This is a genomic window from Leucobacter sp. Ag1, assembly GCF_000980875.1.
Classification (GTDB): domain Bacteria; phylum Actinomycetota; class Actinomycetes; order Actinomycetales; family Microbacteriaceae; genus Leucobacter; species Leucobacter iarius.
Window position 1 is genome coordinate 21,806 of sequence record NZ_LAYO01000098.1, and the last position, 14,826, is coordinate 36,631.

The 14,826-nt window shown below is 71.3% G+C and carries 14 protein-coding genes and 1 pseudogene; 14 read left to right on the forward strand and 1 reads right to left on the reverse strand.

Annotation, left to right across the window (positions count from 1 at the left end; all coding sequences use genetic code 11):
- Positions 1-76: 76 nt before the first annotated feature.
- Positions 77-1,372, reverse strand: coding sequence for a PhoH family protein (locus XM48_RS09560; protein WP_231580860.1), 1,296 nt, complete (start codon positions 1,370-1,372; stop codon positions 77-79).
- 444 nt (positions 1,373-1,816) lie between these two features.
- On the opposite strand from XM48_RS09560, the gene mtnA reads away from it, so the two are divergent.
- From mtnA to XM48_RS09620, 14 genes and pseudogenes are all read left to right on the forward strand, one after another.
- On the forward strand, positions 1,817-2,860 hold the full coding sequence (gene mtnA / locus XM48_RS09565; RefSeq protein WP_046455585.1) for an S-methyl-5-thioribose-1-phosphate isomerase: 1,044 nt from the start codon (positions 1,817-1,819) through the stop codon (positions 2,858-2,860).
- 24 nt (positions 2,861-2,884) lie between these two features.
- Positions 2,885-3,937 carry a BMP family ABC transporter substrate-binding protein gene (locus XM48_RS09570; protein ID WP_046455586.1) on the forward strand — a complete coding sequence of 351 codons (1,053 nt, stop codon included), beginning with the start codon at positions 2,885-2,887 and terminating at the stop codon, positions 3,935-3,937.
- A 74-nt stretch (positions 3,938-4,011) separates the two neighbouring features.
- The gene (locus XM48_RS09575; protein ID WP_046455587.1) at positions 4,012-5,586 is read left to right on the forward strand and encodes an ABC transporter ATP-binding protein; all 1,575 of its coding nucleotides are present in this window, start codon (positions 4,012-4,014) and stop codon (positions 5,584-5,586) included.
- Positions 5,583-6,839: an ABC transporter permease gene (locus XM48_RS09580; protein ID WP_231580857.1), complete on the forward strand. Its 1,257-nt coding sequence runs from the start codon at positions 5,583-5,585 to the stop codon at positions 6,837-6,839. Before XM48_RS09575 ends, XM48_RS09580 begins: the two co-directional genes overlap by 4 nt.
- On the forward strand, positions 6,836-7,750 hold the full coding sequence (locus XM48_RS09585) for an ABC transporter permease (protein ID WP_046455588.1): 915 nt from the start codon (positions 6,836-6,838) through the stop codon (positions 7,748-7,750). Before XM48_RS09580 ends, XM48_RS09585 begins: the two co-directional genes overlap by 4 nt.
- Complete coding sequence (locus XM48_RS09590) at positions 7,747-8,241, forward strand: cupin domain-containing protein (protein WP_084821096.1); 495 nt, start codon at positions 7,747-7,749, stop codon at positions 8,239-8,241. Before XM48_RS09585 ends, XM48_RS09590 begins: the two co-directional genes overlap by 4 nt.
- A 14-nt stretch (positions 8,242-8,255) precedes the next feature.
- A pseudogene (locus XM48_RS18515) lies at positions 8,256-8,549 on the forward strand (response regulator); the annotation flags it as partial.
- Positions 8,550-8,665: 116 nt separating this feature from the next.
- Positions 8,666-9,298, forward strand: coding sequence for a PIG-L deacetylase family protein (locus XM48_RS18520; protein WP_231580858.1), 633 nt, complete (start codon positions 8,666-8,668; stop codon positions 9,296-9,298).
- Complete coding sequence (locus XM48_RS09600; protein WP_046455589.1) at positions 9,298-10,287, forward strand: ATP-grasp domain-containing protein; 990 nt, start codon at positions 9,298-9,300, stop codon at positions 10,285-10,287. The genes XM48_RS18520 and XM48_RS09600 overlap by 1 nt, the downstream gene beginning before the upstream one ends.
- Positions 10,284-11,009 (forward strand): PHP domain-containing protein, encoded by a 726-nt coding sequence (locus XM48_RS09605; RefSeq protein WP_046455590.1) that lies wholly within the window; start codon positions 10,284-10,286, stop codon positions 11,007-11,009. Before XM48_RS09600 ends, XM48_RS09605 begins: the two co-directional genes overlap by 4 nt.
- Positions 11,006-12,493 carry a glycosyltransferase gene (locus XM48_RS09610; RefSeq protein WP_046455591.1) on the forward strand — a complete coding sequence of 496 codons (1,488 nt, stop codon included), beginning with the start codon at positions 11,006-11,008 and terminating at the stop codon, positions 12,491-12,493. Before XM48_RS09605 ends, XM48_RS09610 begins: the two co-directional genes overlap by 4 nt.
- Positions 12,490-12,621: a hypothetical protein gene (locus XM48_RS18605; protein ID WP_255350854.1), complete on the forward strand. Its 132-nt coding sequence runs from the start codon at positions 12,490-12,492 to the stop codon at positions 12,619-12,621. Before XM48_RS09610 ends, XM48_RS18605 begins: the two co-directional genes overlap by 4 nt.
- Positions 12,618-12,962: a response regulator gene (locus tag XM48_RS09615; RefSeq protein ID WP_046455592.1), complete on the forward strand. Its 345-nt coding sequence runs from the start codon at positions 12,618-12,620 to the stop codon at positions 12,960-12,962. Before XM48_RS18605 ends, XM48_RS09615 begins: the two co-directional genes overlap by 4 nt.
- Complete coding sequence (locus XM48_RS09620) at positions 12,959-14,779, forward strand: cell wall metabolism sensor histidine kinase WalK (RefSeq protein WP_046455593.1); 1,821 nt, start codon at positions 12,959-12,961, stop codon at positions 14,777-14,779. Before XM48_RS09615 ends, XM48_RS09620 begins: the two co-directional genes overlap by 4 nt.
- Positions 14,780-14,826 lie beyond the last annotated feature (47 nt).

Below are 14,826 nucleotides of genomic sequence, written 5' to 3' on the forward strand. Positions count from 1 at the left end.
TACGCCGGGGTGGGCGGGCACCCCGTCATCCTGCGACTCGCAAGCTCGCGCAGGATGACGGGGCCGGCTCCCGCCCTCAGTCCTCCAGCAGTTCGGTGACGAGCGCGGCGATGTCGCTGCGCTCCGATCGGGTGAGGGTCACGTGCCCGAACAGGGGGTTGCCCTTCAGCTTCTCGATCACCGCGGCGATGCCGTCGTGGCGGCCGACCCGCAGGTTGTCGCGCTGCGCGACGTCGTGCGTGAGCACGACGCGGGAGCGCTGCCCGATGCGGCTCAGCATGGTGAGCAGCACGTTGCGCTCGAGCGACTGCGCCTCGTCTACGATCACGAAGGCGTCGTGCAGGGAGCGTCCGCGGATGTGGGTCAGCGGCAGCACCTCCACGATGCCCCGCGCCTCGACCTCGTCGAGCACGTTCTGCGAGACGATCGAGCCGAGGGTGTCGAACACCGCCTGCCCCCAGGGGCCCATCTTCTCCTGCTGATCGCCGGGCAGGTAGCCGAGCTCCTGGCCGCCGACCGCGTAGAGCGGCCGGAACACCATCACCTTGCGGTGCTGCTGCCGCTCGACCACGGCCTCGAGCCCCGCCGCGAGCGCGAGCGCCGACTTGCCGGTGCCGGCGCGTCCCCCGAGCGAGACGATCCCGACCGACTGGTCGAGCAGCAGGTCGATCGCGAGCCGCTGCTCGGCGCTGCGGCCGTGCAGCCCGAAGACCTCCCGGTCGCCCCGGACGAGACGGACGGCGCCCTCGCGCCCATCGACCCGGCCGAGCGCGGATCCCCGCGGCGAGGTGATCACGAGCCCGGTGCCGAAGGGCAGCTCGCGCGCCTCCGCGACGCCGTCGAGCCGCTCCGCGTCCCACAGGTCCGCCATGCGCTCGTCGTCGAGCTCGAGCTCGGCGATGCCCGTGTACGCGTCGTCGTGCGCGAGCTCGGCCCGGTACTCCTCGGCTCCGAGCCCGATCGCAGCGGCCTTCACCCGCATGGGGAGGTCCTTCGAGACGACGGTCACGTCGAGCCCCTCGGCCGCCAGGTTCTGCGCGACGGCGAGGATCCGGGTGTCGTTGTCGCCGAGCCGCATACCGCTCGGCAGCGTCTGCTGGTCCGAGTGGTTGAGCTCGACCCGCAGGGTACCGCCCTGGTCGCCGACGGGGACCGGGAAGTCGAGCCGCAGGTGCTGCTCGCGCAGCCCGTCGAGCAGTCGGAGCGCGCGCCTCGCGAAGAAGCCGATCTCGGGATCGTGCCGCTTCTTCTCGAGTTCGGTGATCACCACGACCGGGAGCACGACCGCATGCTCCGCGAATCGGAAGAGCGCGCCGGGATCGCTCAGCAGGACCGAGGTGTCGAGCACGTAGGTGCGCTCGGCCTGCGGCAACCGCTCGTGCGTGTCGGCCGCGGGTGCTTCCGCGGTCCGGACGGCGTCGGCGCTGGTGGAGTGGATTTCGGCCACGGGGGCTCCCTTGCTCGGGGATCTGCGGATCCCGTCTGCGCGGAGGCCGTTGCCACCGAGGGGGAATTGGCCTCCTCGACCGGGCGCTTTGCCCGATGCACCACACAGTACGCTCGTACGCCGCGAAGCCGCTCCACGACACGCATCGCGCCGGGTGAACGTTTCGAGTCCGGGGCGCGTCCGGAGCGCGAACGGCGGACTTCGCCGCCACGCTCGCGACCCGGCGGATCGCCTGCGCGTACGTATCCCACAACCGTGCCCGGAGACGGCTGGGAATCAGATATTCTGTCGTGGTTGCGCTCCCCGCACCGCATCAGGTCGCGGCGGGCGCGTCACACCGACGACACGCACACAGAAACGGGGTCCTCCGTGCGCACGATCGACTGGATCGATGGAGCCATCGAACTGATCGACCAGACGCTCCTTCCGCATCAGGTGGAGGTGCACCGCGTCACCGAACTGCCCGAGTTGATCGACGACATCAAGCGGTTGGCCGTGCGCGGGGCTCCCGCCCTCGGCGTCGCCGGTGCTCTGGGCGTCGCGCTGATCGCCGCGAGCGTGCAGCGCTCGGGCGGCGATGAGGAGCTCGACACCGTCGAGGTCCGCCGGCAGGCGGCGCTGCTGCGCGAGGCGCGCCCCACCGCGGTGAACCTGTCGTGGGGCGTCGACCGTGCGCTCACCGCACTCGACGCGGGCGCCGACGCCGTGCTCGAAGAGGCCCTCCGGATCCGCGACGAGGACATCGCCGCGTGCATCTCGATGGGCCTGTACGGCGCCGACCTGACGCGCGAGCTCACCGGCAAGGACCGGGTCCGCGTCATGACCATCTGCAACACGGGCAGCCTCGCCACGGTCGAGCGCGGCACCGCGCTCGGTGTGATCCAGACGCTGCTCGAGCAGGGCTCCCTCGAAGAGGCGTTCCCGCTCGAGACCCGTCCGCTGCTGCAGGGCGCCCGCCTCACCGCGTGGGAGCTGCAGCGCATGGACGCACCGTTCCGCCTGCTCGTCGACTCGGCCGGTCCGTTCCTGCTCTCGCGCGGGATCGCCGACGCCGTGTTCATCGGCGCCGACCGCATCGCCGCGAACGGCGACACGGCCAACAAGGTCGGATCCTTCTCGCTCGCCCTCGCAGCGAAGCACGCCGGGGTCCCCTTCATCGTGGTCGCGCCCGAGTCCACGGTCGACATGAGCACCGCGAGCGGCGCCGATATCGAGATCGAGGACCGCGGCGTGGACGAGGTCGCCGGCTTCGGCGGCGTCCGCACGGCCCCCGAGGGCATCGCGGCCGTCAACCCGGCCTTCGACGTCACCCCGAACGAACTGATCACTGCGATCGTCACCGAGCGCCGGGTCATTCTCCCGGGCCGCGGCGAGACCCTGCGGGACACCCCGCTGGGCGAGCTGCGCGCCTGAACCATGCAACGAAAGGAACCCTGCATGTTCTTCACCAAGCGCCGCGCCACTGCGGCTCTCGTCGCCGGCGCCGCCGCCGGCGCCCTGCTGCTGAGCGGCTGCTCGGGCAACGCCACCGATTCGGGGAGCTCCTCGGCCGACGGCCCCTCGTTCGTCTACATCACGAGCGATCCCATCGGTCAGAACGAGTTCCTCAAGTCGGGTAAGACCGGCATCGAGAAGGTCGCGAAGGACAACGACGGCACCGCGAAGACCTTCGAGTCGAAGGACGAGGCGAACCGCCGCTCGAACCTCGAGTCGGCCGTCGCGCAGCAGCCGAAGGTCATCGTCATGCTGGGCTTCCAGTTCGGCGACATGGCGAAGGAGTTCGCCACGCAGTACCCCGAGCAGAAGTTCCTGCTGATCGACACCACCGTCGAGAACGCGCCGAAGAACCTCTACCAGGCGACCTTCCGCGAGCAGGAGCCCTCGTACCTCCTCGGTTACGAGGCCGGCCTCCTGACCAAGACCAACACCGTCGGCTCGGTGCTGTCGCTCGACATCCCGCTGCTCAAGAAGTACTCGGGCGGCTTCGACGAGGGCGCCAAGGCGGCCAAGCCGAGCGTCAAGACCGTCGCACCGCAGATCATCGGCGGCGACAACCCGTTCGCCGACACCGCGCGCGCCAAGGAGCAGGCGATCGCGTTCGCCGGCACCGGCGCCGACCAGGTGTTCGCCGTGGGCGCGGCCGCCAACGGCGGCATCTTCGACGCCGCGAAGGAGAAGAACTTCTTCGCCTACGGCGTCGACGCGAACCAGTGCCAGATGGCCCCGGGCAACGTGGTCGACGGCACCGTCAAGGCGGTCGACAAGGTCGTCGAGACCGTCGTCGGCGAGATCATCGACGGCAAGAGCACTGCCGACGCGACCTCCTCGTTCGGTCTGAAGGAGCAGGGCATGTCGATCGTCAGCCTCTCCGACGGCGCGAAGGACTCGGGCTGCGTGGTCATGGAGCACGCCGACGTCCTGAAGAAGGTCACCGAGGTGCGCGACCAGATCGTCGCCGGCACCATCAAGGTCACCGACCCCACCAAGTAGCACGCTGCGGCGCCGTTCCTCGCGGGGAACGGCGCCGCTCCGTCATTCAGCACCACCCCTTCGAAGGAGCGAGCATGATCCCCGAGGTCGAGATGCGCGGCATCACCAAGCGCTTCCCCGGCGTGCTCGCCGACGACGACGTCCACTTCGAGGTCGCCCCGGGCGAGATCCACGCCCTGATGGGCGAGAACGGCGCCGGCAAGTCGATCCTCATGTCGATGCTCGCCGGCGTCTACCAGCCCGACGAGGGCGAGATCCTCATCCGCGGCGAGAAGCAGCACTTCGCCTCGCCCCTCGACGCGATCGATGCCGGCATCGGCATGGTCTTCCAGTCGTTCAAGCTCTTCCCCTCCCTCACGATCGCCGAGAACGTCGTGTTCCGCAGCGAGCCGACCAAGCGCGGCCTCATCGATCGTCGTGAGGCCAACCGTCTCGTCTCCGAGATCGCCGACCGCTACGGCCTCGCCCTCGACCCGGCCGCCCGCGTCGACTCGGTCCCGGTCGGCGTCCTGCAGCGCGTCGAGATCGTGAAGGCGCTCTACCGCGAGGCCAAGGTCCTCATCCTCGACGAGCCCACCGCCGTGCTCACCCCGCAGGAGACAGAGCGGCTGTTCGACGTGCTCCGCGCGCTCAAGGCCGACGGCCGCACCATCATCCTCATCACCCACAAGCTGAACGAGGTCATGGCGATCTCCGACCGCGTCACCGTGCTGCGCGACGGCCGCAACGTGGCGCAGCTCGTCACCGCCGACAGCTCCCCCGCCGAGATCACCCGCCACATGACGGGCCGCGACGTCGACCTCACCACGCCGCCGCCCGCGCAGGAGCCCGGCGACACCGTGCTCGAGGTGCGCGACCTGACCGTCTCGGGCGACGGCGGCCGCGACAGCGTCGCCGACGCCGCCCTCGCGGTGCGCGCGGGCGAGGTCGTCGGCATCGCGGGCGTCGCGGGCAACGGCCAGGTCGAGCTCGCCGAGGCGATCATCGGAATGCGGCCGGTCGTGACGGGATCCGTCTCGGTCTCGGGCGTCGATCTGAGCCGCGCTTCGATCGCCGCGCGGCGCGACGGCGGCATCGCCTACGTGCCCGAGGACCGCCACGCGGTCGGCAGCGCCGGCACGGCCGACGCGATCGACAACCTCGCACTCGGCCACCACCGCAGCGCCCCGATCATGCGCCGAGGCCTGCTGTCGCGCAGCGCGATGACGGAGCACGCGAAGCGTCTCATCGCCCGTTTCGGCGTCAAGATCGCGAGCCCGACCACCCCGGTCGGTACGCTCTCGGGCGGCAACCTGCAGAAGGTCGTCGTCGCGCGCGAACTCGACTACCGCTCCCCCGTGCTCGTCGTCGAGCAGCCCACCCGCGGCGTCGACATCGGCGCCATCGAGTCGATCCACCGCGAGCTCTGCGAGTACCGCGACGCCGGCGGAGCGCTGCTGCTCATCTCGGCCGAGCTCAGCGAGATCATGTCGCTCTCGGGCCGCATCCTCGTGATGTTCGAGGGCCGCATCGTCGCCGAGGTGCCCCGCGCCGAGGCCGACGAGGCGCTGCTCGGCCTCTACATGGCCGGCCACGAGCCCGAGGAACGGCACCGCCCCGCGGGCGCAGCAGTCCGCGTCAGCGGCGCACAGAACGGAGACGCGCAGTGACCCAGGCAGTGAACGATCGGCCGGGCTCGGGCGTGCTCCCGCGCGTCGGCCGCTGGCTCGCGGGCCCGATCCCCGTCTCGGTGGTGCTCGCGCTCGTCGTGGGCGCCGTGTTCATGCTCGTCGCCGGCGTCGACCCGATCTCGGGCTACCGCGCCATGGTGTCGGGCTCGTTCGGCACCGGCATGGGCCTCGCGAACACGCTCGGCCGCGCCATCCCGATCATCGGCATCGGCATCGGCATCGCCCTCGCCTTCCGCGCCGGGATCATCAACCTGGGCACCGAGGGCCAGGCCGTGCTCGGCGCGCTCGCAGGCGGCTTCGTCGCGGTCTACATGCCCGGCCCCGGCCCGCTCGTCGCGCTCTGCGCGATGGTCACCGGCGTGCTCGCGGGCGCCGCGTGGGGCCTGCTCGCGGCGCTGCTGCAGAACTCGCTCGGCGTGCCGATCCTGCTCGCCACGCTGCTGCTCAACTACCCGGCCCGCTACTTCTCCTCGTGGGTGATCCGGTTCCAGCTGAAGGATCCGTCGACCGACCTCGTCGCGAGCAAGCAGATCGACCCCGGTGTGCAGCTGACCGCGCTCGTGCCCGCCGGCCCCGCCGCCGAGGCCGTGCGTCGCACGTTCGGCCCGATGAGCCCCGTGACCATGATCCTGACCCAGGTCAACTGGTCGCTCGTGATCGTCGCCGTGCTCGTGATCGGCGCGATCTTCGTGAACCGCCGCACCCGCTACGGATTCGAGGCCGGGCTCGCAGGCCAGAACCCGGAGTTCACGCGCTACGGCGGCGTGAAGCCGGGCCCGCTCGTGCTGCGCACCATGGCGCTCTCGGGCGGTATCGCCGGACTCATCGGCGTGCTGATCGTCATCGGCGCCCCGAACACGCGCATGATCGAGGGCCACATCGTCCAGACGAACTACGCCTGGACCGCGCTGCTCGTCACCCTGCTCGCGCTGTACCGCCCGCTCGGCGTCGCGATCGCCGGCCTCTTCTTCGGCGCCATCATCGTCGGCAGCGAGGCCATGGGCCGCGACCTCGGGCTGTCGCCGCAGATCGCCGCGGTGATCCAGGCGCTCGTCATCATCCTGCTCGCCTACCGTGTGGCGCTGCCCCGGTTCCGCAGGAAGCGGCAGGATGCCGCCCCGGAGGATCCGCCGGGACCCGAGCCGCAGAGCCCGGCCGCACCGGCCGCCGTCGCGGCCCGGACCGCTTCCGCCCCCACCGCTGAGACCACCGAGACCGGAGGCGAACGATGAACCTGCTCGCCATGTTCGACCAGGACCTGGTCGCCTCCGTCCTCCGCTCGCTCATCCCAATCCTGCTCGCCGCGCTCGGCGGCATGATCTGCGAGCGGGTCGGCATCTTCAACATCGGTCTCGAGGGCATCCTGCTCATCGGCACGTTTACCGGTGTCGCGGTCTCCTACGGCACCCACAGCTGGATCCTCGGATCGCTCGCGGCGATGGTCGCCGGCATGCTGTTCTCGATGATCCTCGGCTACGGCGCCGTGTACCGCAAGGGCGACCCGATCGTGCTCGCCGTCGCTATGAACATCCTCGCCGTCGGCATGACGAGCTTCCTGCTCCTCGCGATCTTCCACGTCCAGGGCGTGTTCAAGGATCCGAAGATCGACGGGATCCCCACCTGGCGTATCCCCGGCCTCGCCGACCTCCCCGGCATCGGCCCGCTGTTCTCGCTGACGCCGATCGGCTACCTCGCGCTGCTGCTCGTCCCCGTGCTCTGGGTCGTCCTGTTCCGCACGCCCGTCGGTCTGCGCCTGCGCGGCGTGGGCGAGCGCCCGCTCGCCGCCGCCACGCTCGGCGTCAACCCGCAGCGCTACCAGCTGCTCGCGGTGCTCGCCTCGGGTGCCCTCGCGGGTCTCGGCGGCGCGCAGCTCGCGCTCGGCAACGTCGTGCAGTTCACCGAGAACATGTCGGCCGGCCGCGGCTGGATCGCCGTCGTCGTGGTCATGCTCGCCCGCGCGCACCCCGTGGGTGTTCTCGGCGCGGCGCTGCTGTTCGGTTTCGCAGATGCGATCGGCTTCCGCCTGCAGTCCTTCGGCCTGCCGCAGCAGCTGACCGACGCCGGCCCGTACATCGTGACCCTGATCGTGCTGATCCTCATGAGCCGCCGGTTCAAGCAGGCACGAACGGCGCAGCTCGCATGAGCGGGTCCGAGGTCGCGGGCGCCGCGGTGCAGGATCCCGGGATCCCCGCCGAGGCCGCCCGCTGGGTCGCCGCGCTCGGCCTCGAACCCCTCCCCCACGAGGGCGGGCTGTTCCGGCAGGCCCACCTCGACGCGCACTCGACCGCGATCTACTTCCTGCTCGCCGGCGACGACTTCTCGGCGCTGCACTCGCTCGAGTCGGTCGAGATCTACCACTGGTACGCGGGCTCCCCGCTCCGCCTGCTCCTGCTGCACCCCGACGGGCGCGCGGAGGAGCAGCTGGTCGGCGCGGATCCCGAAGCCGGGCTGCTGCCCCAGTTCGCAGTGCCCGCGGGCGTGATGCAGGGCTCGTCCTCGACGGGCGACTGGACCCTGGTCGGCACCACCATGGCGCCCGGTTTCGACTGGGAGGGATTCCGGCTCGGGGATCGCGCCGAGCTCTCGGAGCGATACCCTGAGTTCTCGAACAGGATCGCCGAACTGACCCGCTGAGGAGACCGCCGCCGATGGCCAACGACGCCCCCCGAGTGCTCGTCGTCGATGACGATCCGGACGTCGCCCTGCTGGTGCGCACGATCCTCGAGCGGCGCGCCGGATGCACGGTCGACGTCGCAGCGGACGGCCTCCGCGCGGTGGAGCAGGCGGCCGCGGTCCGGCCCGACGTGGTCGTGACCGACATCGAGATGCCGGGTCTGAACGGGATCGAGCTGCTCACCGAGCTGCGCCGCAGCATTCCGGGCGTCCCCGTGGTCGTGATGACCGCGCACGTGTCGGTGGAGTACGCGGTGTCGGCGCTGCGCGCCCAGGCCGACGAGTTCCTCACCAAGCCGCTCGACAACACGGTGCTCGTCGAGACCGTGCAGCGGCTGGCGGTCGAGGGCCGCGCGCGCGCGGGGCGGAACGTCCGACGGAGACGGTGCTCGCGATCGGCGCGCACCCCGACGACGTCGAGATCGGCGCGGGCGGGATCCTCGCAGCCCACGCCGAGGCCGGCGACCGCATCACGATCCTCACGATGTCGCGCGGCGCCCGCGGCGGCGACGCCGACAGCCGGCAGCACGAATCCCTCGCCGCGGCGGAGCTGCTGGGGGCCCGGCTGTTCCTGCAGGATCTCGTCGACACCGAGATTCCGAGCAGCGGGCCGACGGTGCGACTCATCGAGGAGGTCGTGCGCGAGGTGCAGCCCACCGTCGTCTACACCCACTCGGGGCATGACCGGCACCAGGACCACCGCGCGGTGAGCGAGGCGACCATCGCCGCGACGCGACGCGTGCCGACCGTCGCCTGCTATCAGAGTCCCTCGGCCACCATCGACTACCGGCCGACGCGGTTCGTCCGCATCGAACGGTTCCTGGAGCGCAAGCTCGAGCTCTTGCGCTGCTTCGATTCCCAGACCTCGAGCCGCGACTACCTCTCGCCCGAGTTCGTCACTGCTACCGCGCGCTACTGGACCCGTTTCGGCGGCGGCACCGCCGTCGAGCCCCTCGAGGTGGTGCGCGAGAGCACCGAGCTCGCGCGCACCACCGAGCACCTGCGACTGGAGAGCTGATGACCGCCCGCGTTCTGGTGACCGGAGCCGGCGGCCCCGCCGGTGTCGCCGTGATCCGCTCACTGCTCCGCCGCTCCGACGTGACCGTGTTCGCGGCCGACATGGACGGCTGGGCCAGCGGCCTGTACCTGGTGCCCGCCGAACAGCGCCGCCTCGTTCCCCCGGGACGCGACGATGCGTTCGTGCCGACGCTCGCCTCCCTCGTCGCCGACGACCGCCTCGACCTCGTCGTCTCGACCGTCGACGTCGAGCTGATCGCCCTCGCCGAGCGCCGGGGCGAACTCGCACCCGCGGTGCTCGCGGCGCCCCCGGCCGAAACGCTGCGCGTCTCGCTCGACAAGCTCGCTCTCGCCGACCGCTGCGCTCCCACGGGCCGCTCCCCGCGCACCGTCCTCGCGGGACCCGACGCGCTCGCCGTGGACTGGGAGTTCCCGGTCTTCGCGAAACCCCGTCAGGGCGCCGGGAGCCGCGGGATCCGCCTGGTGCCCGACCGTCAGGCGCTCGAGGCGCTGCCGACCGACGAGGGCCTGATCGTGCAGGACCTGCTGCCGGGCGAGGAGTACTCGGTCGACGTCATCGCCGACGCGAACGGCGGGATCGTCGCAGCCGTCCCGCGCACGCGCGCCCGCGTGGACTCGGGCGTCGCCATCGCGGGCCGCACGGTGCGGGATCCCGAGCTGGAGGACACCGCGGCGGCCGTCGCCCGCGCGATCGGGCTCGTCGGCGTGGCCAACGTGCAGCTCCGCCGCGACCGGTCGGGCCGCGCGATGCTGCTCGAGGTCAACCCCCGCTTCCCGGGAGCCCTTCCCCTGACCATCGCTGCGGGCGTAGACATCCCCTCGCTCGTGGTCGATCTGTTCCTCGGCGAGACGCTGCCGGATCGGGTCGGATTCCGCGAGGTCGCCTCGGTGCGGTTCCTCGAGGACGTGATCGTCGAGGTCGACGAGGTCCTCGAGTCGGCGCACGCCGGACACCAGGACGACGCATGAGCACCGCATCGGCGGCGATGCTCCGCGGCGACCACCACGTCCACTCGACGTTCTCCGACGACGCGGTCTCGTCCCTCGAGCAGAACGTCGCCGCGGCCGCGGCCGCCGGGCTCGATACGCTGCGGCTGGTCGACCACGTGCGCCGCAGCACCGACTGGGTCCCCGAGTACCTCGCGGCGGTCTCGGCGCTGCACGTGCCCGACGGGCTCACCGTGCTGACCGGTGTCGAGGCGAAGATCCTCGACCGCTCGGGCGCGCTCGACATCCCCGCGCTTCCCGCGGGCATCGACCGGATCCTCATCGCCGACCACCAGTTCCCCGGCGCCGACGGCCCCCTCGGCCCGTCCGAGGTCCGCGCGCGCCTCGCCGCGGGGTGGAGCGACGAGGACGCGCTCGACGACCTCGTGCACGCCCTCGTCTCGGCGATGGAGCGCCACCCGGGCAACCAGCTGGCGCACTGCTTCTCGATCCTGCCCAAGATCGGCCTGAGCGAGTCCCGTCTCGGTGCGGAGCGCCTCGCGGCCTGGGCCTCCGCCGCGGCCGCGACGGACACGCTCGTCGAGGTGAACGAGAAGTGGGGCTGCCCCGAGCCGACCGCGCTCATCGCCCTGCGCGAGGCCGGTGCCGGGATCGTCGCATCGACCGACAGCCATGACGCGGCCGAGGTCGGCCGCTACCTGCGGGTGCGCGAACTGCTCGACGCCGCGGAGGACCTCGCGTGAACGCACCGAACGGCTTCGAGATCGCGCTGATCGTCTTCCTGCTGATCTGCGTGCTGCTCGGAACCACCCCGGTGTTCAACACGGCGTTCCAGTTCCTGGTGCTGCCGATCCACGCCTTCAAGAACCACTACCGGCGCGCGGCCCCGTACACGCCGAACATCGCGGTGGTCGTTCCCGCGTGGAACGAGGGGCTCGTGATCGGCGCGTCCATCGACCGCCTCCTCACGCTCGAGTACCCGCCCGAGCGACTGCGCATCTACGTGGTCGACGACGCCTCGACCGACAGCACCCCCGACGTCGTGCTGCGCAAGGCCGCCGAGCACCCGGGACGCGTCGTGCACCTGCGACGGGAGCAGGGCGGCGAGGGCAAGGCGCACACGCTGAACCACGGCCTCGAGCGCGTGCTCGCCGATCCGTGGACCGAGGCGGTGCTCATCATGGACGCCGACGTGATCTTCGCGCGCGACTCGCTGCGCAAGATGAGCCGGCACCTCGCCGACGAGCGTGTCGGCGCCGTCACCGCGTACATCGCCGAGGGCAGTCACGACCGCAACTACCTCACCCGGTTCATCGGCATGGAATACGTGCTGGCGCAGCTCGCCTCCCGGCGCACGCAGAACGTGCTCGGGGCGATCGCCTGCCTCGCGGGAGGCGCGCAGCTGCACTCGCGGGCCAACCTCGAGGCCATCGGCGGCCGGATCCCCACCGGAACCCTCGCCGAGGACACCATGACGACGTTCGAAGGCCAACTGCGCGGCCGCCGCATGGTCTTCGAGCCGCACGCGGTCGTGCTCGCCGAAGAGCCGCGCACGGTGGACGCGCTCTGGAAGCAGCGGCTGCGCTGGGCGCGCGGCAACGTGCAGCTCACCTCCATCTACCGGCGGGTCTGGTTCCGACCGAGCCGGGTCCACCGGCTGGGCAGCCTGTCGTTCGGGCTCAGCTGGTTCAGCATCCTGCTGCTGCCCGTCTGGCTGCTGCTCGCCTCCGTCGCGCTCTTCTCCCTCCTGATCCTGCACAGCGGGATCGCCGAGGCCGTGTTCCGCTTCATGTGGATCCTCGCGGCCTGCACCTACCTCTTCTCGATGCTGTACGCCGTGCAGCTCGACGGACGCACGGGGCGACGGTCCTGGCGCGAAGCGCTGCTCTTCCCGGGGCTCGGCGCGATGATCCTGATGGCGATCGCGCTCTTCCCCCGGTTCTCCGACGCGCTGCTCACCGACTGGCTGGGCACGCTCACCCGCGAGGACCGCTTCGTGTACGCCTCGATCCTCTATCTGTGGGGCCCGATCTCGATGCTCGGCGCGTGGGCCGCCCGCTGGGTCGAGCGCCTGCCCGGCGGGCGCTTCGTCGCGGGTCTCTGCATCTACGTCTTCGGGTACGGTTCGCTGCTCTGCGCCATTACTGTGGACTCGTACATCAAGGAGTGGCGCCGAGCCGACGCATCCTGGGTCAAGACCGAGAAGGTCGGAAGGGTCGTCTCATGAGTCCAGCACCGGAGCTCGACGAGATCGCGCGCGATGCACGGCGCGAACGCCGCCTCGTCCCCCAGGCCCTGATCGCCCTCGCGGTGGTGGCCGCCATCGTCGTCGTCCGAGAGCTGTTCCTGCGATGAGCGCGCCGCTCGCCCTCACGGTCGAGGACAGCACGGACCAGTCCGCCCTGCTCCGCCTGCTGCTCGAGCGCGAGGGCTTCGAGGTCTTCGCGACGGCCGATGCCGAATCCGCCATCGCGGCCTTCGCCGAGATCTCCCCGTCGCTCGCGATCATCGACCTCCGTCTCCCCGGCCTCACGGGCGAGGAGTGCTCGCAGCGCCTGCGCGAGCGGTTCCCCGACTGCTTCATCGTGATCAGCTCGGTGCTGGACCCCGCCGACTACCCCGAGGCCGACGCCGCGCTCCCGAAGCCGGTCACCTCTGCGGCCATGCACGAGCTCGTCGTCGGACTCGCGGCATGAGCGAGGCTCCGCGGAGCCGGCTGCTCCGCTTCTTCGACCGTCCCGGGCCTCTGCTCAAACAGGCACCGACCACGATCGCGCTCCTCGTCGCGCTGGCGCTCGTCCACCTGGTCCCCGGTCTGAAGCCGGTCTCCGAGGGCGCGGCCCTCGCGGGCACCGCGGTGATCCTCGCGGCGACCGCGTACGCCGCCCTGCTGCGCGCGCACCGCGGGCACGAGGGATTCGCGGTGCTCCTGATCCCCATGATCGACATCGTCGGGCTGGGGCTGTTCCGCGCGGGCACGGGCGGCGCGCACTCGATGTTCGGCGCCCTCGTGCTGCTCCCGGTGGTGTGGCTCGCGACCGCCCCGAAGTTCCGGTACGTCGTCGCCGCGGTGCTGCTCAGCTCGTTCACCATCCTGATGCCCTACCTCGCGACCCCGCCCGACAGCCCGGCGGACTGGCTCCGCGGCGTCGTCTCCCCGCTCGTCTACGCGGCGGTCGCGGCCGTGATCCACGATCTCTCGCGTCAGCAGCGGATCCGCATCGAGCAGGCGGAGCGGCTCGTCTCCGAGCGCACCCGCGCCCTCGAGCAGAACGCCGAGATGATCGCCCAGCTGCGCGAGAGCGAGCAGCGGTACCGTGCGCTGCTCGAATCGTTCGAGAGCCTGTGGGCGGCGATCACCGCCCAGGCCGTCATCGCGACCGACTGCCGCGGCACCGTCGAGGCCTGGAACCCGGGAGCCGAGCGGCTCCTCGGACTCACCCAGGCCGAGGCGCTCGACGGCTTCCGCATCGATCGGTTCTTCCCCGCCGACGTGCTCGCGATGCTCGGCGAGGAGCACCCGGATCTGCCGCACCCGCATGCGCCGGAGGATCTGCCGCAGGGCGTGCGAGCGCTGTTCGCCCGGGCCGACTCCGATTCGACGGTCGACGCCGACCTCGAGATCTCGACGGCGACGGGGCTCACCGTGCCCGCGAGGATCACGGTCACCCCGCGCAAGGACGGAACGGGGCAGCAGCGCGGCTACCTGCTGGTCGTCACCGACGAGACCCGCGCCGTCGAGGTCGCGCGCATGAAGGACCAGTTCGTCGGAATGATCTCGCACGAACTGCGCACTCCGCTCAGCGCGATCATCGGGTTCCTGGATCTGCTGCGCAGCGACCCGGAGCGTCCCCTCGCCGAGGAACAGCGCGAGTTCGTCGACATCATCGAGCGCAACGCCCAGCGGCTGCTCGCGCTCGTCGGCGATCTCCTCTTCACCGCGCAGGTCGAGTCCGGCCGGTTCCCGCTCGAGTGCTTCGATTCGGATCTCTCCGAGAGCGTGCGATCCGCGGTCGAGTCCGCGGCACCGCACGCGCAGCGCGAGGGCGTCGAGCTGCGCACCGAGCTCCCCGACCGTCCCGTCATGGTCTCGATCGATGCGCGGCGCATCGGCCAGGCGCTCGACAATCTGCTGTCGAACGCGATCAAGTTCACCCCGCGCGGCGGCCGGGTCACGGCCGAGGTCCGGCCCGTCGACGGTGCGGTCGTGCTCGCCGTGCGCGACACCGGTATCGGGATCCCCGAGGACGAGCAGGGCATGCTCTTCACCCGGTTCTTCCGGGCGTCGACGGCGACCCGCAACGCGGTCCCCGGGATCGGCCTCGGGTTGAGCATCACCCGCGCGATCGTGATCGCGCACGGCGGGCGCATGGAGGTCGCGAGCCGCGAGGGCGAGGGGACCGAGTTCCGCATGACCCTGCCGATGGCGCCGCCTACCGAGGCAGTGCCGAAGGTGCGGATCCGCGCCGGCCGCGGGGAGCGCCCGGACGCTCGGGTCCGATCCCGCTCCTAGGGACGCGAAACGGCGCGTCCCGGACGGATCCCGGACGCGCCGCAGCG